Origin of the sequence: Micromonospora sp. CA-249363 (genome assembly GCF_050950185.1) — a bacterium.
GTDB lineage: Bacteria > Actinomycetota > Actinomycetes > Mycobacteriales > Micromonosporaceae > Micromonospora.
This window is the reverse complement of record NZ_CP192020.1, coordinates 934,393-958,093: the sequence shown is the minus strand read 5'-3', so window position 1 is coordinate 958,093 and position 23,701 is coordinate 934,393. Positions and strand designations below refer to the sequence as shown.

Annotated in this window: 19 protein-coding genes; 7 read left to right on the top strand and 12 right to left on the bottom strand. The window is 72.8% G+C overall.

From position 1 onward, the window contains the following. The first annotated feature begins 75 nt into the window (after positions 1-75). The gene (locus ACQPZK_RS04580) at positions 76-4,974 is read left to right on the top strand and encodes an SCO7613 C-terminal domain-containing membrane protein (protein ID WP_433537091.1); all 4,899 of its coding nucleotides are present in this window, start codon (positions 76-78) and stop codon (positions 4,972-4,974) included. 161 nt (positions 4,975-5,135) lie between these two features. Here the strand turns inward: ACQPZK_RS04580 and ACQPZK_RS04575 are convergent, their stop codons facing one another. Continuing rightward, a complete protein-coding gene (locus ACQPZK_RS04575; RefSeq protein ID WP_433537090.1) occupies positions 5,136-5,792 on the bottom strand; it encodes a TetR/AcrR family transcriptional regulator in 657 nt (218 codons plus the stop codon). A gap of 58 nt (positions 5,793-5,850) precedes the next feature. Between ACQPZK_RS04575 and ACQPZK_RS04570 the strand changes: the two genes are divergently transcribed. Continuing rightward, a complete protein-coding gene (locus ACQPZK_RS04570) occupies positions 5,851-6,681 on the top strand; it encodes an SDR family NAD(P)-dependent oxidoreductase (protein ID WP_433537089.1) in 831 nt (276 codons plus the stop codon). Positions 6,682-6,759: 78 nt separating this feature from the next. Then, positions 6,760-7,083, top strand: coding sequence for a nuclear transport factor 2 family protein (locus ACQPZK_RS04565; protein ID WP_433537088.1), 324 nt, complete (start codon positions 6,760-6,762; stop codon positions 7,081-7,083). A 69-nt stretch (positions 7,084-7,152) separates the two neighbouring features. Here ACQPZK_RS04565 and purE read toward each other — a convergent pair whose 3' ends face one another. The 6 genes from purE to mca form a co-directional block, all read right to left on the bottom strand. Beyond that, positions 7,153-7,644, bottom strand: a complete 492-nt coding sequence (gene purE, locus ACQPZK_RS04560; protein WP_433537087.1) for a 5-(carboxyamino)imidazole ribonucleotide mutase — start codon at positions 7,642-7,644, stop codon at positions 7,153-7,155. Positions 7,645-7,675: 31 nt separating this feature from the next. Further along, positions 7,676-8,851 carry a 5-(carboxyamino)imidazole ribonucleotide synthase gene (locus tag ACQPZK_RS04555; RefSeq protein WP_433537086.1) on the bottom strand — a complete coding sequence of 392 codons (1,176 nt, stop codon included), beginning with the start codon at positions 8,849-8,851 and terminating at the stop codon, positions 7,676-7,678. 29 nt (positions 8,852-8,880) lie between these two features. Continuing rightward, on the bottom strand, positions 8,881-10,917 hold the full coding sequence (locus tag ACQPZK_RS04550; protein WP_433537085.1) for a thioredoxin domain-containing protein: 2,037 nt from the start codon (positions 10,915-10,917) through the stop codon (positions 8,881-8,883). A gap of 40 nt (positions 10,918-10,957) precedes the next feature. Continuing rightward, complete coding sequence (locus tag ACQPZK_RS04545) at positions 10,958-13,438, bottom strand: putative bifunctional diguanylate cyclase/phosphodiesterase (RefSeq protein ID WP_433539111.1); 2,481 nt, start codon at positions 13,436-13,438, stop codon at positions 10,958-10,960. A 229-nt stretch (positions 13,439-13,667) separates the two neighbouring features. Next, the gene (locus tag ACQPZK_RS04540) at positions 13,668-13,961 is read right to left on the bottom strand and encodes a hypothetical protein (protein WP_433537084.1); all 294 of its coding nucleotides are present in this window, start codon (positions 13,959-13,961) and stop codon (positions 13,668-13,670) included. A 48-nt stretch (positions 13,962-14,009) separates the two neighbouring features. Beyond that, on the bottom strand, positions 14,010-14,891 hold the full coding sequence (gene mca / locus ACQPZK_RS04535; RefSeq protein WP_433537083.1) for a mycothiol conjugate amidase Mca: 882 nt from the start codon (positions 14,889-14,891) through the stop codon (positions 14,010-14,012). Positions 14,892-15,092: 201 nt separating this feature from the next. On the opposite strand from mca, the gene ACQPZK_RS04530 reads away from it, so the two are divergent. Next, positions 15,093-15,533 carry a DUF4307 domain-containing protein gene (locus tag ACQPZK_RS04530; protein ID WP_433537082.1) on the top strand — a complete coding sequence of 147 codons (441 nt, stop codon included), beginning with the start codon at positions 15,093-15,095 and terminating at the stop codon, positions 15,531-15,533. A gap of 169 nt (positions 15,534-15,702) precedes the next feature. Continuing rightward, complete coding sequence (gene greA / locus ACQPZK_RS04525) at positions 15,703-16,200, top strand: transcription elongation factor GreA (protein ID WP_433537081.1); 498 nt, start codon at positions 15,703-15,705, stop codon at positions 16,198-16,200. A gap of 50 nt (positions 16,201-16,250) precedes the next feature. Here greA and ilvA read toward each other — a convergent pair whose 3' ends face one another. The 5 genes from ilvA to ACQPZK_RS04500 form a co-directional block, all read right to left on the bottom strand. Beyond that, entirely contained in the window at positions 16,251-17,471 is a 1,221-nt protein-coding gene (gene ilvA / locus ACQPZK_RS04520) for a threonine ammonia-lyase (RefSeq protein ID WP_433537080.1), read from the bottom strand. Continuing rightward, positions 17,468-18,364 carry a DUF4328 domain-containing protein gene (locus ACQPZK_RS04515; RefSeq protein ID WP_433537079.1) on the bottom strand — a complete coding sequence of 299 codons (897 nt, stop codon included), beginning with the start codon at positions 18,362-18,364 and terminating at the stop codon, positions 17,468-17,470. The genes ilvA and ACQPZK_RS04515 overlap by 4 nt, the downstream gene beginning before the upstream one ends. A 47-nt stretch (positions 18,365-18,411) precedes the next feature. Next, a complete protein-coding gene (locus ACQPZK_RS04510) occupies positions 18,412-19,803 on the bottom strand; it encodes an amidase (RefSeq protein WP_433539110.1) in 1,392 nt (463 codons plus the stop codon). A gap of 30 nt (positions 19,804-19,833) precedes the next feature. Further along, positions 19,834-20,976, bottom strand: a complete 1,143-nt coding sequence (locus tag ACQPZK_RS04505) for a cystathionine gamma-synthase (RefSeq protein WP_433537078.1) — start codon at positions 20,974-20,976, stop codon at positions 19,834-19,836. Between the two features lie 113 nt (positions 20,977-21,089). Then, the gene (locus ACQPZK_RS04500) at positions 21,090-22,139 is read right to left on the bottom strand and encodes a hypothetical protein (protein ID WP_433537077.1); all 1,050 of its coding nucleotides are present in this window, start codon (positions 22,137-22,139) and stop codon (positions 21,090-21,092) included. A 102-nt stretch (positions 22,140-22,241) separates the two neighbouring features. On the opposite strand from ACQPZK_RS04500, the gene ACQPZK_RS04495 reads away from it, so the two are divergent. After that, positions 22,242-22,664 carry an HIT family protein gene (locus ACQPZK_RS04495; RefSeq protein WP_433537076.1) on the top strand — a complete coding sequence of 141 codons (423 nt, stop codon included), beginning with the start codon at positions 22,242-22,244 and terminating at the stop codon, positions 22,662-22,664. A 74-nt stretch (positions 22,665-22,738) separates the two neighbouring features. After that, positions 22,739-23,401, top strand: a complete 663-nt coding sequence (msrA, locus tag ACQPZK_RS04490; protein WP_433537075.1) for a peptide-methionine (S)-S-oxide reductase MsrA — start codon at positions 22,739-22,741, stop codon at positions 23,399-23,401. The last annotated feature ends 300 nt before the right edge of the window (positions 23,402-23,701 follow it).

Below are 23,701 nucleotides of genomic sequence, written 5' to 3'. Positions count from 1 at the left end.
AAGTGTCGAAATCCGCGCCAGCTTTGGGCATGCTGCGACAGTGGGAGTCCACAGTGCGGCGGGTGGAGGGGTGTCGTGGCGACCTTTCAATGCTCCTCGTGCGGCCGGGAGATCAAGCCGGCCGTACACTGCCCGCACTGCGGGGCCGACCAGCCCCAGTGGGTGGAACACCTGGCGGACATCGAGCGCTCGATCGCGGAGATGAAGGCGCGCGACGCCGCCATCGCCCGCGAGCAACGGCAGATCGCCGCCAAGATGCAGGCCGCGCTCTTCCAGCGGGACATCCTCGCCCACGCCGGTGAGGAGCGGGTCAAGCAGGCCACCCGGCCCCGCCGGGTACTGCGTCGCCGCCCTGGTCGCCGCCCGCCCACGGCCACCACCGGCGCGCCTCCGCCCCGGGTCCCGCGCCAGGGCACGCCGCCCGTCCCGGAAGATCCTCCGCCGCCCCCGCCCCGGGCGTCCCGGTTGGACGCCGACGACCCCGAACACCCGCCGGAGGCGTCCAGCCGGGAGGTACAGAACATCCCGCTCGGGCTGGGCGCGCTGCTGCTCGCCGTGGCCGCGGTGGTGTTCGCCGCGGTGGCGACCAGCTCGATGGACGCGCTGGCCCGCCTCGGCGTCCTGCTGCTCGCCACGGCGCTGATGCTGCTGGCCCCGCCGGCGCTGGCCCGACGCGGGCTCACCTCCACCGCGGAGACGATCTCGGCGGTGGGTCTGCTGCTCGTGCCGCTGGCCGGCTACGCGCTCTGGGCCGTGGACCGGATCGGCAACGGCACCTCGGGGTCCGTCTTCGCCGGGTTGATCTTCGCGGCCACCGCCGCCGTGTCCGTCGGGTACGCCGCCTGGACAGGTCTGCGCGCACCCCGCTTCGCGACCGTGGTGGCCGCGCAGCCGGTCCTGCCGCTGCTCGCGTACGACCGGATCACCGGGCCGGCCGGCTGGGCGCTGGTGCTGACCCTGGTGGCCCTGTTCGACCTCTGGTTGGCCCGCTCGCCGATCGTGGTGGAGCGCCCCGCCCGGCAGGACCTGCCGCAGCCGGCCACGCCGTCGACGACGCCCCGGCAGCGCGACGCCGAGGCCCGACCGGAGGGCGACCCGGAGGAGGCCGGCGAGGTCGTCGACGCCGGCGTGGGCCCCGCGGACACCCCGTCCGCCCGCCCGGTTCCCGGGCTGCGCGAGCTGACCTGGTCGCTGCACGCGGTGGCCGTCGCGGTCGCCCTGGCGTACGCGGTCACCGCACTGCTGCGGGCACAGGCCGTGCCGACGGCAGCCGCCGCCGGGCTGGTGCTCCTGCTGGCCGCCGTCGTCGGGTTGGCCGGCGCGCTGGTGCTGCGCCGCCCACCGCTGCCCGACGTGGCGGCCGGCATCGTCACCCTGGCCGTGATCGGCGCGTTCGGCCGGGTCGCCTCGGTGGCACTGCCCGGCCAGGCGTTGCTGCTGATCGCGGCGGTGATCACGGCGACCGGCCTCGCGGTGCGCGCGATCCCCGAGGCCGCCCGCCGCGGCCCACAGATCGCCTCGGCGGTAGCGCTCACCGTCAGCGGCCTGGTGGTCGCCGGCGGAGCCCTGCGGGCCGGCGTCGCCACCGTCCGGGCGGCGCTGCCCGCCTGGGACGCCGACCTCGGCCGGCACGCCGCCGAGCTGGCCGCCTCCGTCGGCCCGACCACGTGGCAACTCGCCGCCGCCGCGTTCCTGCTCACCATCGCCGCCGTGCTGGCGCTGCCACCGGAGATCCGCCGCGAGTTCGCGGTCGCCGGGGCCGCGCTGACCGCGCTCGCCGTACCGGCGTCGTTCGGCCTCGGCTGGGCGGCCGCACCCTGGCCGATGGTGGTCACCGCGATCGGCATCGGAGTCATCGGCCTCTCGGCGCGTACCCCGCGGGCCGCTCTGGCCCACGGAGTCGGCGCTGCCGTGGTGGGCCTCTTCGGCGCGGGCGCCGGCCTCTCCCGGCCCGCGCTCACGGCTGCGGTCCTGCTCGCCCTCTTCGCGGCCGGCGCGCTGGTCGCGCTGGCGCCCCGGGTCCGGATCGCCTCGGCCGCCGCCGAGACGGTCACGGACTGGGCCGCCGGAGGCGCGGCGTTCGCGCTGCCGGGCGCGGTGGCCGCGTTCGTGGCCGCCACCGTGCCCGTCGACGAGACCCCCACCCCGGCCAGCCTCCGCGAGGCGACCGTCCCGGTGCTCGCGGCGAGCTTCCTGGCCGTCTGCGTGACCCTCGGGTACGCCGCGATGGTGCAGGTCTCTCAGCGGCGCATCCCGGTGCCCCTGTCGGTCGGCACCGGAATGGGCGCACTCGTCGTCACCGCCGCCGCCTTCGGCGCGCCCGGTGCCACCGTCGCCGACGCCTGGGTCGGGGCGCTCCTGCTGATCGCCGCGGTACTGCTCTTCCTCGCCCCCTCGATCGACGCCGGCCGCCGCTCCGACCTCACCCTGGACGGCTCCGACCTGGCCGCCGCAGCGGTGACCACCGCACTGATCGCCACGATGGTGCGGATCGCCGCGGTACTCGCCCCCGGTGGGCAACTGGCGGTCGCCGCCGGCCTGGTCCTGATCGTCGCCGTGGCCGCCCGCGCCATGCCCGAGGAGTGGCGACGCGGCCCGATCCTCGGCCTCGCCGTGGGCGGGGTGATCATCGGGGTGCTCGCCGGTTGGACGGCGCTGCGCGGTGGCGTGGGCGTGCTGGCCACTCCCGGGCCGATCTGGAACGGCGACCTGAGCAACTGGCCGGCGGCCCCGACCGGCGGCTCGACCTGGCAGGCGCCGATCGCGCTGCTGCTGCTGGCCGTCGCCGCCGGCGTCCTGCTGCCACCGCCGTGGCGCTGGGACGCGTCCGGGGTGGCCGTGGTGCTCGCCACCATCGGCGCGCCGGCCGCGTTCGACCTGCCCTGGTGGTCGCCGGTGCTGGTCGGAGCCATGGTCGCCACCGTCTTCGGAATAGCGGCGGTGGCCACCGAGGAGCCCCGGGCCGGGCTGTCCCGGGCCACCGTGGCCGGGGTGGTCGCGCTGCACGGCGCCGGCGCCGGCCTGGTCCGCCCGTGGACCACCGCGCTGGCGCTGGGCAGCATCGCGCTGATCGGTGTCGTCGTGGCCACGCTGGCACGCGTCCTCGCCCGGCCCCAGGTGACCGATCTGGAGACCGAGGGCATGCCGCCGCACCTGGCGCAGATCGGCGGCGCGGCGGCCGGCGCGGCCCTGCTGGCGCTGCCCGGCGCGGTGGCGGCGCTGGCCGTCGAGTTCCAACACTCGGCTCAGGTGGTGCTGACCGCCGCACTGGCCGCGTCGAGCCTCGGCCTGGCCGGTGTGGCCGCGGTGCGCCGGCACGTACCGCAGTACCTGCCCTGGGTCAGTGTGGCCGTGGTCGGCGGTGCGAGCATCAGCGCGATCGCGGCCATCCCCACCGGGCTTCCCGTCGGCGTCTACGCGGCCGCCGCCGCGCTGCTCGGCGTCCTCGCCGAACTGGTCCGCGCGGCGACCGTGCCGCCCACCGCCGCCGCCCAGCCGGTCCGCCGCTGGGCGGTGCTGCTCGACGGCGCGCTGCGCCGGCTGCCGGACGACCCGGATCGGCGACGGTGGCGGGTCAGCCCCTCGGCCGGCGCGCTCGCGGCCGCCGCGCTGCCGACCGCCCTGGCCGTCGTCACGATCGCACCCACGCTGTTCTTCGCCCTCGTGGAGCCGCAGCGCACGTTGGACCGGATCTGGCAGGGTCCGCCGCCGGAGCTGCTCACCCCTCCGCCGGACGTGGTCAACCCGACGCACGTGCTGACCGCGCTGCTGCTCACGGCGACGGCCGCACTGGCCGCCACCGGATTCAGCGGCGGACGGCGGTCCCGCGCCGTACCGGTGGTGCTCCCCGGGGCGGCCGTCACGCTGCTGATCGCGCCCATCGCGCTGGGCAGCGGGTGGCCGGCGAGCACCCTCGCCGCGCTGTCCGTGTTCACCATCTCCATGCTCGGTCTCGCCCTGACCCCGCCACCACCCCTCGTGGAGCCGGCCCGTTCGTTGCGGCTGGCCCGGGTGCTGGTGTTCGTCATCGGTCTGGCGGCCGGTGGCGCCGGCCTGGCCGGCAGCCTTGCGGACCGGCAGCTGACCCTGTTCACCCTCGGCGGTGCGGTCGGCGTCGGGGCGGTGGCGGCCCTGTTCGGCACCACCCAGAGGGCCCGCATCCTCGGCTGGCTGTTCGCCTCGATCATGGCCCAGCTCTTCGTGCTCACCGCCGGCCTGATCGCCGGGCTGGCAGCGGTCTGGTCCGCGTTCGGGGTACTCGCCGTCGGCGCGATCCTCCAGGTGCTCGCGGCGACCCTGCCCCAACTGCGCCGCCCCGAGGCGCAGCGCGAGGCGTCCACCGTCCAGTGGAGCGGGTACGCGGCGGCCCTGATCGCGCTGGCGCTCGCCTTCGACTCACCACGGCACATCGCCGCCCTGCTGGCCGCGTGGGGCGCCGTCCTCGGTGTGGCGGCGACCCGACCCGGTCGACGGCCCGTCGAGCGCCGGATCCTCTTCTGGGCGGTGGTGTTCTGCGAGATCACCGCCTGGTGGATCCTGATGCGCGTCGCGGACGTGGCGCTGCCCGAGGCGTACACCCTGCCGTTCGCCGCGCTGGCCCTGCTGGTCGGCGTTCTGGAACTGCGCCACCGGCCGGATCTGAGCAGCTGGGTGGCGTACGGGCCGGCGCTGGTCGCCGCGTTCCTGCCCACCCTGGCGATCGTGCTGGCCACCGAGACCAGCACGCTGCGGCAGATGCTGCTGCTGCTCGGCGCGGTGGCGGTGCTGATCTTCGGATCGTCCAGCCGGCAACAGGCGCCGGTGATCGTCGGCGCGTCGGTGACCGCGATCGCCGCGATCCACGCGCTGTTCAGCCTCGGCCCGTGGCTGGCGCTGATCCCTGTTGGCATCCTGCTGCTCGTCCTCGGGGCCAGCAACGAACGCCGTCGTCGCGCCCAGGAACGCCTCCAGACCGCCCTACGCGGCATGAGATAAACCGGAGGGTCCCTGCGGCGTGGGTGGGTGGTGACGGTGAGCGTGCCGGGTTCGCCGCAGGTCTCGGCGATCTTGCACTTTCTGTCGTCACATTGCTGGACAAATAACGCGTAACGACCACCGAAAGTGCAAGATCGCGGGGGCCGGCGTGGCCACGGACCTTAGCGGGCCAGGCGGTCCAGTAGCTCGTCCAGCAGCGCGCGCTCGCCGGGGGTGAGGTCGCCCGGGTCGTCGTCGACCAGCGCACGCAGCGTCAGGGCGGCGCTCGTACGGGTCGCGGGGGCCTCGGTGGAGGGCGCGCCCAGGACGCCGGCCAGCGCGGCCTCGCGGACGCGTCGGGACAGCCCGAAATCCGGCTCCGGCTGGCTGATCAACGTGAGCGTGATGCCGACGTTGGCGGCGAGCACCTGCTCGGCGGCATCGTCCACCGGCACCTTGAGCAGACCCCGGGCCGCAGTGTCGGTGAACCGCTGGCGCAACGCGGCATGCGCGGGAGCGGTGACGGCGCAGGGCTTTCCCGGCTCGACGCGCCCGTAGAGCAGCCCGTAGAACGACGGGTGCTCAAGCCCGAACCGCACGTGCTTGTCCCAGCCCTCGCGCAGGTCCTCCAGCGGATCGCCGGAGCTCTCGACCGCCGTGTACTGGGTGAAACCGTGGTTCACCACGGCGTCGATCAGGCCCTGCTTGTTGCCGAAGTGGTGGTACAGCGTCGGGGCCTGCACCCCGGCGCGCTCACACACCGCCCTCGTGGACATGGTGCCGCCGGCCTGCAGCAACTCCGCCGCGGCGAGCAGGAGTCGATCCCGTGCGTTCTGCATGGTTGCTATAGTAGCCTACGTAGCGCTACATTGCGTTCTATAGCGAGGGGAGAAGTCCATGAGGACTTGGTTCATCACGGGTGGGACGCCCGGAGGGTTCGGCCTGGTCTACGCGGAGGCCGCGCTGAAGGAGGGCGATCAGGTGGTGGTAACCGCCCGTCGACCCTCTGAACTGCATGAATGGGCTGAACCGTACGGAGACCGCGTGCTGGTTCTCCCGCTCGACGTCACCGATGCCGACCAGGTGCGTACGGCGGTCAGGACGGCGGAGTCGCGGTTCGGCGGGATCGACGTGCTCGTCAACAACGCGGGCCGAGGCTGGTACGGCTCGGTCGAGGGCGCCCCGGACGAGATGGTCCGCCGCACGTTCGACCTCAATCTGTTCGCCGTGGTCGAGGTGATGCGCGCGGTCCTGCCGGGCATGCGGGCACGCGGCGACGGCTGGATCGTGAACATGTCATCGGTGGCAGGCCTCGTCGGCGCGAAGGGGTTCGGCTACTACGCGGCGGCGAAGTTCGCGATCGAAGGACTGTCGGAGACCCTGCGCCAGGAAGTCGAGCCGTTCGGTGTACGCGTGCTCGTCGTCGAGCCGGGAGCGTTCCGCACCAAGGCCTTCGCCTACTTCCAGGACGAGCCCGTCACCGAGACCGTCGACGCCTACGTGCCGATGGTCGAGGGCGTCAAGGCGGCGTTCGTGGAGCATGACGGCAACCAGGCAGGTGACCCTGTTCGTGGAGTGCAGGCCGTGATCAGCGCGATGAACGCACCCGTTCCACCGAAACGAATCGTCCTCGGCAACTCCGGTTATGACGCCGTTGTCGCGATGCACGAGAACGCACTCGCGGAACTGCGCGGGAACGAGAAGCTATCCCGCAGTGCGGACTTCTGAGCCGGTCAGCCACCACGCCGTATGGCCCGTGACGGGCAAGCGCCCGGGTCCGGGTACTCGAGAAATCGGAGAGCAGACATGAACGACATCACCCTCCCCAAGGCCATCGACAACTTCATCGCGGCCACCAACGCCCACGACCTGAACACAATGGCAGCGGTGTTCGGCGACGGAGCCACCGTGAGCGATGACGGGAAGACCTGGGCCGGCGAGGCCGAGATCCGCGAGTGGATCCAGGGGCACCTGATCGACCCCAAGGTCGTGCTCACTCCCACGTCGTTCGCGGACGACCGGCTGGTGGCCTCCGGGGACGGTGATTTCCCCGGCGGCCCCTTGTCGTTCGCCTTCGCGTTCGACATCAGGGACGACCAGGTCACCAACCTGGCGATCGAACCCGTCTGATTGACCACCGGCCGGGGCAGCCTGAGTGCTTCCCCGGCCCGGAGACGCCATGACCGCCTCCGGAACGCCTCAGGGCAGGGTGGCCTGGAGAGCCGCGTCCTTGGTCTTGATGAGCTTCTCCAGGTCCTGCTGGTAGGTGGCCATGCGGGTGCGCAGCTTCTCGTCGGACGCCCCGAGGATCCGTACGGCCAGCAGGCCGGCGTTGCGGGCGTTGCCGATCGACACGGTGGCCACCGGAATCCCCGCCGGCATCTGCACGATCGACAGCAGCGAGTCCATACCGTCGAGGTGCTTCAGCGGCACCGGCACGCCGATCACCGGCAACGGGGTCACCGAGGCGACCATGCCCGGCAGCGCGGCGGCGCCACCGGCACCGGCGATGATCACCTTGAGCCCACGGTCGACGGCGTCGCGGCCGTAGTCGATCATCGCGACCGGGGTCCGGTGTGCCGAGATGACCCGCACCTCGTACGACACCTCGAAGTCGTCGAGCACCTCGGCGGCGGCCCGCATGGTCGGCCAGTCCGAGTCGCTGCCCATGATCAGCCCGACCGTGGTCACCGGAGTCCTCCTTGGTTCGCGGCCACCGGGGTCACTCGTGCCCCGCCTGAAGCCAGCGTGCGGCCCGCGCCGCCCGCGCCCGTACGTCGTCCAGGTCGTCGCCGAGCACCGTGACGTGCCCGATCTTGCGGCCGGGGCGTACCTGCTTGCCGTAGAGGTGCACCTTGGCCCCGGGCTCGGCAGCGAAGAGGTGGTGCAGCCGCTCGTCGATCGACATCCCGCCCGGCTCGCCACCCAGCACGTTCGCCGACACGACGACCGGCGCGGTCAGCGCGGTGTCGCCCATCGGGTAGTCCAGCACCGCCCGCACGTGCTGCTCGAACTGGGAGGTGCGGGCACCCTCGATGGTCCAGTGCCCCGAGTTGTGCGGACGCATCGCCAGCTCGTTGACCACGATCGCCGGCCGACCGGCGTCGTCGCGCACCTCGAAGAGCTCCACGGCGAGCAGCCCGACCACACCGAGCGCGGTGGCCAGGTCGATGGCGAGCTGCTGCGCGGCGACCGCCAGCTCCTCGTCGAGGCCGGGCGCCGGGGCCAGCACCTCGACGTTGATGCCGTCGCGCTGGACCGTCTCGACCACCGGGTACGCGGCCACCTGGCCGAACGGCGAGCGGGCCACCTGCACGGCGAGTTCGCGGCGCAGCGGCACCCGCTCCTCGACGATCAGCCGGGTACCGCCGGCGAGCAGCGTCGTGGCCAGCTCGCCGGCCTGGGTGGCGTCGTCCACCATCCAGACGCCCCGACCGTCGTAACCGCCCCGGGCCGCCTTGAGCACGACCGGCCAACCGACCTGCTCACCGAAGCCGACCAGGTCGGCGGGATCGCCGACCGGCTGCCACGCCGGATTGGGCGCGCCCAGCTCGGTGAGGCGTTCCCGCATGACCTGCTTGTCCTGGGCGTGCAGCAGGGCGTCCGCCGGCGGGTACAGGGTCACCCCTTCGGCCGCCAGCGTGCGGATGTGTTCGGAGGGCACATGCTCGTGGTCGAAGGTGACCACGTCACAGCCCTTGGCGAAGGTGCGCAGAGCGGCCAGGTCGGTGTGGTCCCCGTACTGGACGTCGGCGGCGACCAGCGCCGCGCCGTCGTCGGGGGCGCTCGCGAGCACACGTAGTGACTGGCCGAGGGCGATCGCGGCCTGGTGGGTCATCCGGGCCAACTGGCCGCCACCCACCATGCCGACAACAGGCAGACCGGTACGGGAATCCATAGCGCGGCCAGCCTACCGGGTGCCCCGACTCAGCCCAGCTCGGCGATCAACTCATCGACGGAGGTGACCGGCCGTTGGCACACGAAGCCCCGGCACACGTACGCGGCGGACCGCCCGTCGACCAACGGACGGTCCGCGAGCAACGGCACACCGGGCTGGTCCGGAAGGCCGGCGACCACCACCGCTCCGGGCGGGGCGTACCGCCGGGCGGCGGCCACCAGCGGATCGCCGGCCGGGTCGTGGGTCGCCACCGCGATCTCGTACGGCCCGGACAGCAGCGCCTCGCCGACCGTGGCCGCGTACCCGGTGAAGCGGGCGTGCCGCCCGACGATCGGCGCCACGGTGGCGAGCGCGGCCTCGGCGGCCTCGCGGTAGCGGGTCTCCCCGGTCAGCGCGGAGTACGCGACCAGCCCGGCGACCAGCGCCGACCGCCCCGACGGGGTGGCGTTGTCGGTCGGATCGGCCGGCCGGGCGACCAGCTGCTCCGCGTCGTCGGCCGTGTCGTAGTAGGCGCCGCCGGGCGCGGCGAAGTGTTCCAGGGCGGTGTCCAGCAGCTGACCGGCCAGAGTCAGCCAGCGTCCCTCGCCGGTGAGCTGGTGCAGGGCGCAGAACGCCTCGGCCACGCAGCCGTAGTCCTCCAGCACCCCGGCCGGTTCGCCGACCCTGCCGTCACGCGAGACCCGACGCAGCCGGCCGTCGACGACGTGCACGCTGGCCAGGTGCTCGGCGGCGTCCCGCATCGCGCCGTCGACGACGATGGTGACGCCCTCCATCAGGTTGGCGCCCTCGTCCCGCTTCTCCAGGGACAGCGCGGCGACCTGGAGGAATTCGACGATCGCGGTGATCGCCAGGCCGTTCCAGGCCGCCACCACCTTGTCGTCGCGGGCCGGCTGGGGCCGCGTGTCGCGGGCCGCGAGCAGTTGCCCGACCACCCCCTGCCAGCGGGTACGGACCTCGGGCGCGGCGTCGTCCACGTCCCGGGCGAGCTTCAGGACGCTCATGCCGTGCTCGAAGGTCCCGGACTCGGTGACCGTGAACAGGTCAGCGGCGAAGCGGCCGTCGTCCTCGCCGAGCGCCTCGACGAGCTGCGCGGGTGTCCAGGCGTAGGTGAGCCCCTCGACGCCCTCGGTGTCGGCGTCCAGCGCGGACGCGAACCCCTCCCCCGGCCGGTGCAGCTCGTCGGCGAGGAACCGGGCGGTGTCCCGCGCGACCCGGCGAGCCAGCGGGTCGCCGGTCAGTCGCCAGAGCTGCGTGTAGACGCGCAGCAGCAGCGCGTTGTCGTAGAGCATCTTCTCGAAGTGCGGCACCGTCCAGTGCGCGTCCACCGAGTACCTGGCGAAACCGCCGGCGAGCTGGTCGTAGATGCCGCCCCGGGCCATCGCCTCGGCGGTGTGCCGCACGATCTCCAGGCTGCGCGGGTCGCCGGTGCGCTGGTGGTGGCGCAGCAGGAAGAGCAGGTTCATGTGCGGCGGGAACTTCGGTGCGCCCCCGAACCCGCCGTTCGTCTCGTCGTACTCACCGGCCAGGTTGCCGGCCGCGGCGTCGAGCAGTGCGGCGTCCAGCGGCGCGGTGGGGCCACCCACGGCCTGTGCGCCACCGATTGCCTCGACCACGGCGGCGCCCTGGCGCAGCACCTCGTCCCGCTGGTCCCGCCAGGCGGTGGTGACCGACTGGAGCAGGCGGGTGAAGTTGGCGCGCGGGAAGTAGGTGCCGCAGAAGAACGGGGTGCCGTCCGGGGTGGCGAAGACCGTCATCGGCCAGCCGCCCTGACCGGTCATCGCCTGGGTGGCGGTCATGTAGACGGCGTCGACGTCGGGGCGCTCCTCGCGGTCCACCTTGATCGACACGAAGTTGTCGTTCAGCAGGGCGGCGACCTGCTCGTTCTCGAACGACTCGTGCGCCATGACGTGGCACCAGTGGCAGGCCGCGTAGCCCACCGAGATGAGCACCGGCACGTCGCGTCGTTTCGCCTCGGCGAACGCCTCGTCGCACCAGGGCCACCAGTCGACCGGGTTGTCGGCGTGCTGGAGCAGGTACGGGGAGGTCGCGTCGGCGAGTCGATTCACCCGACGACCATAACCACCCGCGCCGGGGCGTGCCGGGCGGTCAGGAGGCGCCGTCGGCGCGCAGGCGGAAGACGTTCGATTCGGCCGAGTCGCGCAGCGTGCCCAGCACCGCGCCGATCTTGTCGGCCGGCATGGGCTTGAAGAAGTGGTAGCCCTGCGCGGACGTGCAGCCCAGCTCGGCCAGGGCCAGCCGCTGTTCGGCCGTCTCCACGCCCTCGGCGACCACCCGCAGCCCCAACTCGTGGGCGAGCCCGACGGTGGTCCGGACGATCGCGGCGGCCTCGGGCGAGTCGGCCATCCGGATCACGAAGGAGCGGTCCACCTTCAGCTCGTCCACCGCGATCCGGGTCAGGAAGGTCAACGAGGAGAAGCCGGTGCCGAAGTCGTCCACCGCGAGCTGCACGCCCATCGACCGGAGGTTGGCGAGCACCTCGTCGATGATCTCCAGCTCGCTCATCACCACCGTCTCGGTGATCTCCAGGACCAGCCGGTGGGGTGGCACCTGGTGTCGGCGCAGCGCGTCGGCGATCTCCGCCGGGAGGCGGGGGTCGAGCAGGCTGCGCGCGGACAGGTTGACCGAGATCGGAACGTCCAGCCCTTCACGGGCCCAGCCGGCGGCCACGCCGAGCGCCTTGTCGAGCACGTACCGGGTGAACGTGCCGAGCTGTTCGCTGTTCTCCACCGGACGGATGAAGTCGGCCGGGCCCAGCCAGCCCCGCCGGGGGTGCTGCCAGCGGATCAGCGCCTCCACCCCGGTGGGCGCGCCGGTGGCCAGGTCAACCGCCGGCTGCAACGCCAGCACCAGCTGGTCGTCGACCTTCAGCGCCTCGCGCAGTTCGGCGAGCAGGGCGAGCTGGTCCGTGCTGGCCGCGTCCCGGGTGCTGTCGTACGCGGCGACACTGCCGCCGCCCTCCTTGGCCTGGTACATGGCGATGTCCGCGCGGCGCAGCAGCTCGGTCAGGTCGGCGGTGCCGGCGTCGGCGACGACCACGCCCACGGACACCTCGATGGACATGCGCACCCCGGCCACCTCGGTCGGTGCGGCGAGCCGCTCGGCGATCTCACGGGCCTGACGCAGCGCGTGCGCCATGGGCGCGGCCCGGTCACCGAGCACGGGAACCGACGTGAGCAGCAGCGCGAACTCGTCGCCTCCGAGCCGGCCGAGCAGGTCACCCGGGCGGGCCAACGCGCTGAGCCGGTTGGCGGTCAGCCGCAGCAACTGGTCGCCGGCCGCGTGCCCGAGGGTGTCGTTGACCTCTTTGAACTGGTTGATGTCCAACAGCAGCAGGGCCACCGGATGATCGTGGGCGAGCTGCCGCAACGACTGGTCGCCCTTGCCGAGCATGGCCGTGCGGTTCGCCAGCCCGGTGAGCGGGTCGTGCACCGCCTCATACGACGATCGGGCGGTGACCAGCCGCAGCTCGCGGTGGGTCGCGGCGTCGTGCAGGGCGGCGGCGAGCGCGTCGCCGAACGCGGCCACCGCGTCCCGTTCCCGGGTCGTGGGCGGCGCGGAGCGGGGGAACCGGACCCGTAGCCGACCGACCGGCGCGGCACCCACCGACAGGGGACGGACCAGCTCGTCCTCGTCGGGCTCGGACTTGTCGGGCGGGCCGACCTCCCGGTCGAGCAGCTGGCCCCCGGCGTCCCCCCGGTAGCGACGCCACCTGCCGTCGGGCCGGGCCACCTCGACGTCGACCAACTCGGCGTTGAACAGCGCCAGCGCGCCGGTCACCGCCGCGCTGGCAACGCCCCGCTCGTCGAGCTGGTTGAGCGCGGCGGTGGCTTCGGCGAAGGCACGCCACGTCCGACGTTCCTGGTCCGCCCGCAGGCGGTAACGGTAGGTCTGTTGCAGGAGCCAGAGCAGCGGTGGGAGCAGCAGCAACCAGCGCGGGTCCAGCTCCAGCAGCGCGATCACGACCAGGCCGACCGCCACGTTGCCCACGAACATCAGCAGCTTGCCGCGCAGCGCGGCCAGCAGCGGCGGCCCGATCGGAAGCCCGTGCCGCAGGCTCAGGCTCACCGCCCCGAGCCAACCCGTCACCATCAGGTACGTCACCGACCCGGCGATCACGGCGAGCGCCAGCATCGGGTTGGGAGCGGTGAGCAGGGGGTGCCCCAGCGCGGTGGTCACGGACACGGCCAGCGCCGACGCGGCGGCCAGCGACGCGGCGATCCGGACGATCTCCAGGGCCGGACGACGATCGTTGTGCAGGGACAGGCCCGTCCAGGCCAGCCCGGCGCCGATCAGCGTGGCGGACGGCAGCCAGCCGGCCGGAGCGAGATAGAGGCAGACGATCAGGGCCGCCTCACCCCAGGTGATGCTGACCATGCCGGCGGCGCTGCGGAACCGGAGCCGGGCGAGTTGGGCCAGGGCGAGGACGCCGACCGCGATGCCGAAGCGGGCCGGACCACCCAGCGGGTCGTCGGCCGGCAGTCCGGAGGGGAGCGTCAGCCCGACCACGGCGGCGACCAACGCGGTCACCGTCACCGCGGCCGTCAGCACCCGCAGCCGGACCGGCATGCCGTGCACCCCGAGCCGGTCGAACGGGTCGCCGGCCGGGCCGGAGGTCATCGACCTCCCCCGTCAGCCGACCGACCGACGGTACGACGGGCAGCCGGTGCTGTGCTGGTCATCGGCGCCCCCTCCCGCGCACGTCTCGGGGACTTTTGGTCCCCCGGCGGAAGGCTAAGCCAAACCGGGTGGTCGCAACAGGGGTCGACCACCCGGTTCGGCGTGAATCACGCGCGGACTACCCGTTCCGCTGCTGCTGGTGCCCATTGGGAGCGTGCGCGGATGAATCATGCGCCCCGGTCCCGTCTGTCGGATCGACGACTGAAGCGTCGGCCCTGGTCGGATCGACCGCCTGCCCCGGCTGCGGGAACCGGTCGGGCAGACGCCGCAGTCGGGCGTTCATGTTGCGGATCAGCAGGATGGTGGCGGTGGCGAGCAGCAGGATGAGGAGGAGACCCATCGGGCCGGCCAGACCACCCGTGCGGGTGTCCCCGAAGTTGTTCTCCGCGAGCACCTGGGCAGCGGTCAGCATGGTCGTCCTCCGATGTGCGATTGCCTACCAGGGTAGCCCCGGCCGGAATCAGCGCGCGTGCGCCGTCTCCCGCACTCCGGCGAAGAGGTCCGACTCGGGCAGCGGGCTCTCCACCATGGTGCGTACCAGCTCGAAATCCTCGGTCGGCCAGGCCCGCTGCTGCATCTCCATGGGCACGTGGAACCAGAAGCCGTCCGGGTCGACCTGGGTGGCGTGGGCGCGCAGCGCGTCGTCCCGCACGGGGAAGTATTCCGCGCAGTCGACCCGGGTGGTGATCCGTGGGCCCTTGTCCGGACGCTCGTCCCAGCGCTTGAGCCAATCCTCGTACGGCGACTCGGCGCCGGTGGCGAGCATCGCCTCGTGCAGGGCCATGATCTTGGCCTTGGAGAAGCCGATGTCGTAGTACAGCTTCAGCGGCTGCCAGGGGGCGCCCAGCTCGGGGTAGCGCTCGGGATCGCCGGCGGCCTCGAAGGCGGCCACGCTGACCTTGTGGCACATGATGTGGTCCGGGTGGGGGTAGCCACCCTCCTCGTCGTACGTGGTCACCACGTGCGGACGGAACTCCCGCATCAGCCGGACCAGGGGGCCGGCGGCCACCTCGACGTCCTGGAGGGCGAAGCAGCCCTCGGGGAGCGGCGGCAGCGGGTCGCCCTCGGGCAGGCCGGAGTCGACGAACCCGAGCCAGGCCTGGTCGACGCCGAGGATCGCCCGTGCGGCGTCCATCTCGGCGCGGCGGATGTCCGCGATGTTGGCCCAGACGTCGGGCCGGTCGAGCTTGGGGTTGAGCACACTGCCGCGCTCACCGCCGGTGCACGTCACCACCAGCACGTCGACCCCCTGGGCGACGTACTTCGCCATGGTCGCCGCACCCTTGCTCGACTCGTCGTCCGGATGCGCGTGGACGGCCATGAGACGCAGCTGCTCTGCCAACTTTCGGCGCTCCTCGTCTGTGCCGGTCGGTGGACCCGACCGGGCTCGACCGGCTGACCTGCCAGGAACCTCCCTCGCCCCGCCGCCGGTCGGCACCTGCGGGACCCGACCTGCCGTTCCTGGCATTCGGCCGGGCTGGGAGGATGGACTCCTGCCATTCTTGCCGATGCCACCGACAACGACGCCAGGAGATACCCGCCGGTGACCGAGACGCACGCCACAATTTCACCGGGCGCGCCGGTCTTCCCGGCCGGGCGCTACGGCCGACGCCGGGCGCCCGGCGGAGGTCGGCGTCGTACGCTGCTGGCCGCCCTGGCGCTCCTGGTGCTGGTGGTGGGGCTGAGCCTGATCTCGCTGCGGCTCTACCGGCAGTACGGCGACCCGGTCTACGACGCCCAGGTGATCACGTACACCGACATCACGGACAACCAGGTGGTCGTCGACTTCCGGGTACGCGTGCCGGAGGGCGGCTCGGCCGTCTGCGTCCTGCGCGCCCGGGACCGCGCCGGAGTCGAGGTGGCCCGCGACGAGGTCACGGTGACCGCCGCACCGGGTGAGCGGCACGTCAGCGCCCGGCACCGGCTGAGCACCAGCGCACGACCGTTCATCGGCGAGGTGCTGCGCTGCCGAGCGCCGTCCTGACCTGCCCGGACGTCACCCGGTAACGGCGGCCGGACGGCCGTCGCCGGTGCCGCGACCGCCGGTGTCGGATACGGACACCGGCGGTGATCGCCGACACGCTGTGTCGTACCGCACTGGTAACTTGGTAGTTCACCTGTCAGCCAGCCACGCACAACCGAGGAGAACGCCTGTGTCCGCTGGAAACGAGGCGCCCGCCACCTGGCTGTCCCAGGACGCGTACGACCGCCTCCAGGCCGAGCTCGACGAGCACATCGCCAACCGTCCGGCCATCGCGGCCGAGATCAACGCCCGCCGCGAAGAGGGCGACCTGCGGGAGAACGGCGGCTACCACGCCGCCCGTGAGGAGCAGGGCAAGGCCGAGGGTCGCATCCGCTACCTGCAGGAGCTGCTGCGCACCGCCAAGGTCGGCGCGGCGCCGACGGCCGACGCGGTGTCACCCGGCATGGTGGTGACGATCTACTTCGACGACGACACCGACGACACCGAGACCTTCCTGCTCGGCTCGCGGGAGATCGCCGCCACCACCGACCTGACGGTCTACAGCCCCGAGTCCGCCCTGGGCAAGGCGATCCTGGGTGGTCGCGCCGGCCAGACCTGCACCTACACGGCACCGAGCGGCGCCGACATCAAGGTGACCGTGGTCAGCTTCGAGCCGTTCTCCGGCTGAGCGCCGCGTACCGCTCACGGCGTGCCGCCGCCGGGGCGTGACACCACCTGTCACGCCTCGGCGGCGAACACCACCTGGTAACCGCTGGCCCGCAGCGCGCTGATCAACGTGTCGGAGTGCTCCACTCCACGGGTTTCCACCGACAGCGCCACCTCCACCTCGCCGAGGCTGAGGTGTGGGTTGGCCCGCTGGTGTTCCACGTCCACCACGTTGGCCCGATGCTCGGCGATCTGACTCAACAGGGACGCGAGCTGCCCGGGCCGATCCGAGCAGCGGACGGTCACCCGCAGGTAGCGGCCGGCGGCGGCGAGACCGTGCTCGATCACCCGCAGCATCAGCAGGGGATCGATGTTGCCGCCGGAGAGCACCGCGACCACGGGCGTCTCCACCTCCACCACGCCGGCCAGGAGCGCGGCCACGCCGACCGCCCCGGCCGGTTCGACGACCTGCTTGCCGCGTTCCAGCAGCATCAGCAGGGCCCGCGAGATGTCCTCCTCGGAGACCGTGACGATCTCGTCGACGAGCTTGCGGACATGGTTGAAGGTGATCTCCCCGGGCCGTCCGACCGCGATACCGTCCGCGATGGTGGCGAATGCCGGCAGCCGGACCGGCTCCCCGGCCACCAGGGAGGGCGGGAAGGCCGCCGCGCCCGCTGCCTGCACCCCGATGATGCGTACGTCCGGGCGGAGCGCCTTGGCGGCCACGGCCATGCCCGAGATCAGGCCGCCGCCGCCCACGCCCGTGATGATCGTCCGCACGTCCGGGCACTGGTCGAGGATCTCCAGGGCGACCGTGCCCTGCCCGGCGATCACGTCCCGGTGGTCGAACGGGTGGATGAGCACCGCGCCGGTCCGCTCGGCGTACGTCTGCGCGGCCACCAGCGACTCGTCGACGGTGTTGCCGGCCAGCTCGACCTGCGCGCCGTACCCCTTGGTGGCCGCGACCTTCGGCAGCGGCGCGTTGACCGGCATGAAGACCGTCGCGTGCGTGCCGACCAGCCCGGCGGCGAGCGCCACGCCCTGGGCGTGGTTACCGGCGCTCGCCGCGACCACCCCACGCTCGCGCTCTGCCGCCGACAGTCGGGAGATCCGCACGTACGCGCCGCGCACCTTGTACGAGCCGGCGCGCTGCACGTTCTCGCACTTGAGCCACGTCGGCCCGCCCAGCGCCGCGCTCAGCGGCCGGGAGGGCTCCAGCGGGGTGGTCCGGACGACGTCAGCGAGCAGTTTCCGCGCAGCCCGTACGTCGTCGAGGCCGACCAGTTCCGTCATGCCCCGATCGTGCCACTTGACCTTGGCTGGTCCGTCGGCGACACCGGGGTCGGCGACGAGGACTGCGCCGGCATCACCGGCGGGGCGGGCGGCCAGGCTTGTGTCGGCCAGACCGGGGCGGTCGGCCACGCCGGGGCGGCGCGGGCGATCCGGGCCTCCTGGGCGGCGGAGATCCGGTGGATCAGCAGGATCAGCGTCACCGCCGCGACGGCGCAGCCCAGCGCCGGGAGGGTGTTGCGGAGCAGCGAGTCCCGGTAGTGGTCGACGTACGCCTGGTAGCCGGCGTCGTTGAACGGGGTCTCCGGCAACTTCGCGTACGCCTTGTCATCGAGGCGGCTGCTCAGCCGCTCACCGATGCTGAACACCAGCCAGGAGCACCACCAGACGCTCACCAGGGTGGGCGTGAACCGCCGCCAGAGGCTGTCCCGGGCCACGCTCGCCACGACCCGGGCCGGCACCACGAAGTTCGCGAACGGCACCAGCCAGCCGGCGATCGCCCAGCCCGCGCCGAGGGTGGGCAGCGCGCCCGGGAAGGCGTCGGTGTTCTTGCGCGCCCGCCACGTCCAGATGATCACCAGTACGGCGGCGGTGAGGTAGACCACAGCCATGATCAGCGCCAGCACGACGTTGATGATCACCGCACCGAGGAGCAGGTCCGGGTCGTCGTCGGCCATGGCCCGCCGGGCCAGCATCATCCCGATCAACGGGGACAGCGCCACCATCAGGTAGAGCACGGCCGTCGCGCCGACGGCGACGCCGGCCGCCAGGCCGATCCCCCGTACCCGGTAGGTCGCCAACCCCGGCGTGACCGCCGGCTGGCCGAGCGGCGTGTAGCAGCGCGGGCATTCGTTGTGCTCGGAGGACGTGGCGTCTCCGCAGGTCTGGCAGCGCACTGGTGTCCCCCGTGGTTCGCGCGGTGGTGCGCGCACACGCTAGACGATCATGCGCTGGCCGGCGACCCCGTTCCGACGAGGGGATAGCCGGGGGCGTGCCGCGACCACGGGGCGGTCATCTCGAACTGACCGGCCACGCCCAGCAGCAGCAGCTCCGAGCCGGGCGGACCGACGAGCTGCACGGCCACCGGCAGGCCGTCCGGGCGACGCCCCACCGGTACGACGATCGCCGGCAGGCCGGCGACGTTCCACGGCGCCGCGTACGGGGCGTACCTGATGTTGGCCGACAGGTTCGCGCGCCAGGACCGCTCCGACCAGCGGCCGGCCTCCGGCGGCGCGCTCGCCAGGGCGGGCGTGAGCAGCAGGTCGACGGAGTGGTCGGTGAAGAAGTCGATCGACCGCTGCCGCCAGGCGACCCGGTCGGCCTCCCGGACGTAGCCGCGGCGCTGTGCCCACTCGCCCAGCGCGACGTGCCGCCGGGTACGGCGTTGCAGACCGCGCCGGTCCAGCCCGGCGGCCCGGACGTCGGCGGCTGCCGCGGCGAACCAGGTGGCGAGGCCCTGAAGGCCCAGGGCCGTGGGGTAGACCGGATCGGCCGGTACGGTGTCGTGCCCGGCGGCGGCGAGCAGCCGACCGGCGGCGGCCACCGCGTCCCGGTTGGGCGCGTCCGGCGAGACTCCGCGCACGGGCGAGCGCAGCGAGACACCGACGCGTAGCCGCTGCGGCGGGACCAGTTTCTCCGGGCGGCGGCCGGCGAGCACCGAGAAGCCGACGGCGGCGTCGGCGACCGTGCTGGCGAGCATCCCGTGCTCGGTGAGGCCGAACCAGTCGTCCGCCCCGAGCTGGCAGGGCACCACACCGCGACCGGGCTTGAGGCCGACCAGTCCGCAGCAGGCCGCCGGGATGCGGATCGACCCGAGGCCGTCGTTGCCGTGCGCGATCGGCACCAGGCCGGCGGCGACCGCGGCCGCCGCGCCGCCCGACGAACCCCCGGGGGTACGGGTGTTGTCCCACGGGTTGCGCGTCACCGCGCTGTCGTCGTCGGTGAGCGCCCACAGCCCCAGCTCGGGCATCCGGGTGACCCCGAGGATCACCGCGCCGGCCCCGCGCAGTCGCCGGACGACCTCGTGGTCGGCCTCCGCGACGTCGGTCCGTACGGCGGCCGACCCGTTCCAGGTGGGCAGGCCGGCGACCGGGGTGTTCTCCTTGACCGCCACCGGCACCCCGGCCAGGGGCAGGTTGGCCAGGTCCTCCTGCTCGTCGACCTTCTCCGCCTCGGTGATCGCCTCGCCGCCGCGAACGGCGCGGAACGCGGCCAGTTCGCGGTCGGCGGAGGCGATGTACTCGAGGTGGTCGGCGACGACCTGGGTGGCCGAGACGTCACCCCGGCGTACGCCCCGGGCGATCTGCTTGGCGGTCGCCCCGACCCAGGTCGCCATGATGTCCTGCACGGCCGTCCTCCCCAGCGGTCAGCCCAGCGCCTGCTCCAGATCGGCGAGCAGGTCGTCGACCGTCTCGATGCCGACAGACAGTCGCACGAGATCGCCGGGAACTTCAAGCGGCGAGCCGGCAGCACTTGCGTGTGTCATCCGGCCCGGGTGTTCGATCAGGGATTCCACGCCACCGAGCGACTCGGCGAGCACGAAGAGCTTGGCCCGGTTGCAGATCTCCACGGCGTGGTCCTCGCCGCCGGCGGCCCGGAACGAGATCATGCCGCCGAACCGGCGCATCTGCTTGGCCGCCACCTCGTGACCCGGGTGCGAGGGCAGCCCGGGATAGATCACCTCGGACACCTTGGCGTGCCCGTCGAGGTACGCCGCGAGGCGCTCGGCGTTGTCGCAGTGCCGGTCCATGCGTACTCCGAGGGTCTTGATGCCCCGCAGGGTGAGCCACGCGTCGAACGGACCGTTGATCGCGCCCATGGCGTTCTGGTGGTAGCGCAGCTCCTCGCCGAGCGCGGCGTCGGCCACGACGAGCGCGCCGCCCACCACGTCCGAGTGCCCGCCGATGTACTTGGTGGTGGAGTGCACCACGACGTCGGCGCCGTACGCGATCGGCTGCTGAAGGTACGGCGAGGCGAAGGTGTTGTCGACGACCAGCAGGGCGCCGGCGTCGTGTGCCACGCCGGCCAGGACGGCGATGTCGGCGATGCCGAGCAGCGGGTTCGTCGGCGTCTCCACCCAGATGATCTTCGTCCGGCCGGGCTGCACGGCGGCCCGGACCGCAGCCGCGTCGGAGACCTTGGCCGGCGTGAACTCCAGCCCCCAGCGCCGGGCCACCCGGGCGAAGAGACGATAGGTGCCGCCGTACGCGTCGTCCGGGATGATCACGTGGTCGCCCGGCTGGCAGACCGCCCGCAGGAGGGTGTCCTCCGCGGCCAGGCCACTGGCGAAGGCGAGGCCCACCGGCCCGCCCTCCAACGCGGCCAGGCACTCCTGGAGGGCGTCGCGCGTCGGGTTGCCGGAGCGGCTGTACTCGTAGCCGAGCCGGGGCGCGCCGACGGCGTCCTGGGCGTACGTGCTGGTCTGGTAGATCGGCGGGATCACCGCGCCGGTGCGGGCCTCAGGGTCCTGACCGGCGTGAATGGCGAGCGTCTCGAAGCCGTGACTCATTCTGGTGAGGCTAGTGCCCCGCCGTGGCGACCTGGCACGGAACCCGCGCTCCGGGCGGGGGCCGGACCATCCGGCCCGACCCCCGCTCTCCGGCTGAGCGCCGGGATCGGCCCTCAGGCGGCCGGAACGGGCAGGACGTGCAGGGTGACCGGGCGGGCTCCGGTCCAGTCGTCGGAGACCGCGTAGAGCCGGGCGCCGTTCGGCGCCCAGGCCAGCGCGCCCGGGCTGAGCTCGTCGTCCAACTCGAAGTGAGCCAGCTCGGTGCCGCCCGGGGAGAAGACGAACACGTCCGGCTCGTAGGACGCGTCCGCGCCGCCGGCGATCCGGGTGCCGTCGCGCGAGACCTCGACAGCATTGGGGTACGCGCCGGTGCGGTAGGTCGCGGACGGGGTGGTGATGTCGGCGAACGGGAACGCCTGCACCTCGTACGGCGCGCCGGACGCGGTGAACACGGTGGCGCCGGTCGGATCGAGGGCGATGTCGCGCAGGTTGCTGCCGATCGCCATGAACTCGTTGGTGCCCGGCGCGCTGAGCACGCCCCCCGCGCCGATCGTGTACGTGTACGCCGACGCGGGGCTCAGGCCGGGCTGCCCGGCCAACAGCACCGAACGGTTCTGGCTGGCGGCGGTCAGCAGCGGAGCGCCGTAGAAGCCGCTACCGGTGTCCAGACCCGTGGTCACGCGAGCCGGCTGGCGCCCCAGGTCGATCCGGCCGATGTTGCCGTCCCAACCGCCGCAGCCGTACCCGAACCACAGGTACCGCCCGGTCAGCGCCAGCGACGACGGGCACTCGCCCGCGCCGGTGTCGTAGCGGGCCGACTCGACGAGCGTGCCGGTGTCGAAGGCGGCGACGGCGTTGGCGGTCGGCAGCGCCACGTAGAGGGTCTGCCGGTCGGCGCTGAGCAACAGGTCGGACGGGCCGGGCAGGCCGGACAGGGTGCCTACGACCGCACCCGTCGCGCTGGCCACCACGACGTCGGTCGAGGAGGGACCGCCGCTGACGAAGACCCGGTCACCGGCCGAGACCACGTCGGCCACCGCCGGCAACGACAACGGGGTGGCCGTCGGCGCGGGGGCGGCCTGGGCGGGCCCCGGAAGTCCGGCGGTGACCAACCCGGCGGCCAGTACGGCCAGCGCCAGGGTCTTGCCTCTCTTGATGTGCACGTGCGTCTCCCCCATGTATTGATCCAGACGCGTAAATGAGTACCATAGTCGATGCGTACGTGGGGGGCACGTCACGGGAGGTCGGCGCTATAGCCTGGCGCGATGAGCGGGTGCGTGTTCTGCGGGATCGTGTCGGGTGACGTGCCGGCGTTCCGGGTCGCCGACGAGCCGGACGGGGTGGCTTTCCTGGACACCCGACCGGTCTTCGCGGGACACGTGCTGGTGGTGCCCCGGACGCACCTGGTGACCCTGGCCGAGTTGCCGGCCGACCTGCTCCCGGGCTACTTCGCGCTGGTCCAGCGGTTGGCCGTGGCGGTGGAGGCCGGTCTGGGCGCCGGTGGGACGTTCGTGGCGATGAACAACCGGGTGTCCCAGTCCGTGCCCCATCTGCACACCCACGTGGTCCCGCGCACCAAGGGTGACGGGCTGCGCGGCTTCTTCTGGCCGCGCACCCGGTACGGCGACGACGCCGAGGCACAGGCCTACGCCGACCGGATCGCCACCGCCCTCGGCGGCGGGGCCTGAGTCACAGTGGCGCGGGTAAGGAAGCAGCACCCACCGGTGTTACACGCTGGGAGACGCATGAGAGGAGTCCCACCGTGTTCCTGCGCCGTATGAACGCCGAGATGATTTCGCCCGAGCAGGCCCTGCCGGGCCGCCCGATCTCGATGCCGGTCGCCGACCGCCACGAGGTGCTGGGCACCCCGTTGAAGGGTCCGTTCCCGGAGGGCCTTCAGGTGGCCGTCTTCGGCATGGGCTGCTTCTGGGGCGCCGAGCGGCTGTTCTGGACGTTGCCCGGCGTGTACACGACCTCCGCCGGCTACGCGGGTGGCTTCACCACCAACCCGACGTACGAGGAGACGTGTTCCGGCCGCACCGGGCACGCCGAGGTCGTCCAGGTGGTGTACGACCCCAGCAAGATCACGTACGAGGACCTGCTGAAGGTCTTCTGGGAGAACCACGACCCGACCCAGGGCATGCGCCAGGGCAACGACGTGGGCACCCAGTACCGGTCGGCGATCTACACGACCACCGACGAGCAGCGGGCCATCGCGGAGTCGTCCCGGGACGCCTTCCAGCCGATCGTGACCCGGGCCGGCAAGGGCGAGATCACCACCGAGATCGCCCCGCTCGGCAGCTACTTCTTCGCCGAGGACTACCACCAGCAGTACCTGGCCCCGACCAAGAACCCGAACGGCTACTGCAACCACGGCCCGAACGGGCTGAGCTGCCCGGTCGGCGTGGCCCGTACCGCCGGCTGACCGTCATCCCACCTGATGCCCGGCCGCCGACACGGCGGCCGGGCATTCCCGTCCGGGCGTGTGATCGAAATCCGTTGCCGAGGCCCTCGGGGACTCGATAGCGTGGCGGTACACGTGAAAGGAGGTGGTCCAGACTTGTATAGCAATCGGACTCGTGAGGTGGCTGTCCGCTAGCCGCTGTCCTCGACAGTGATCGTCCGCCGCGAGGCGGGCAACCAGTACGACCGTCGAGACCGTGTGGCAGCGGTGCGGCGAAACCACGACAGCCACCCGACCCCCGGGGTGCCGGCATAGTCCAGC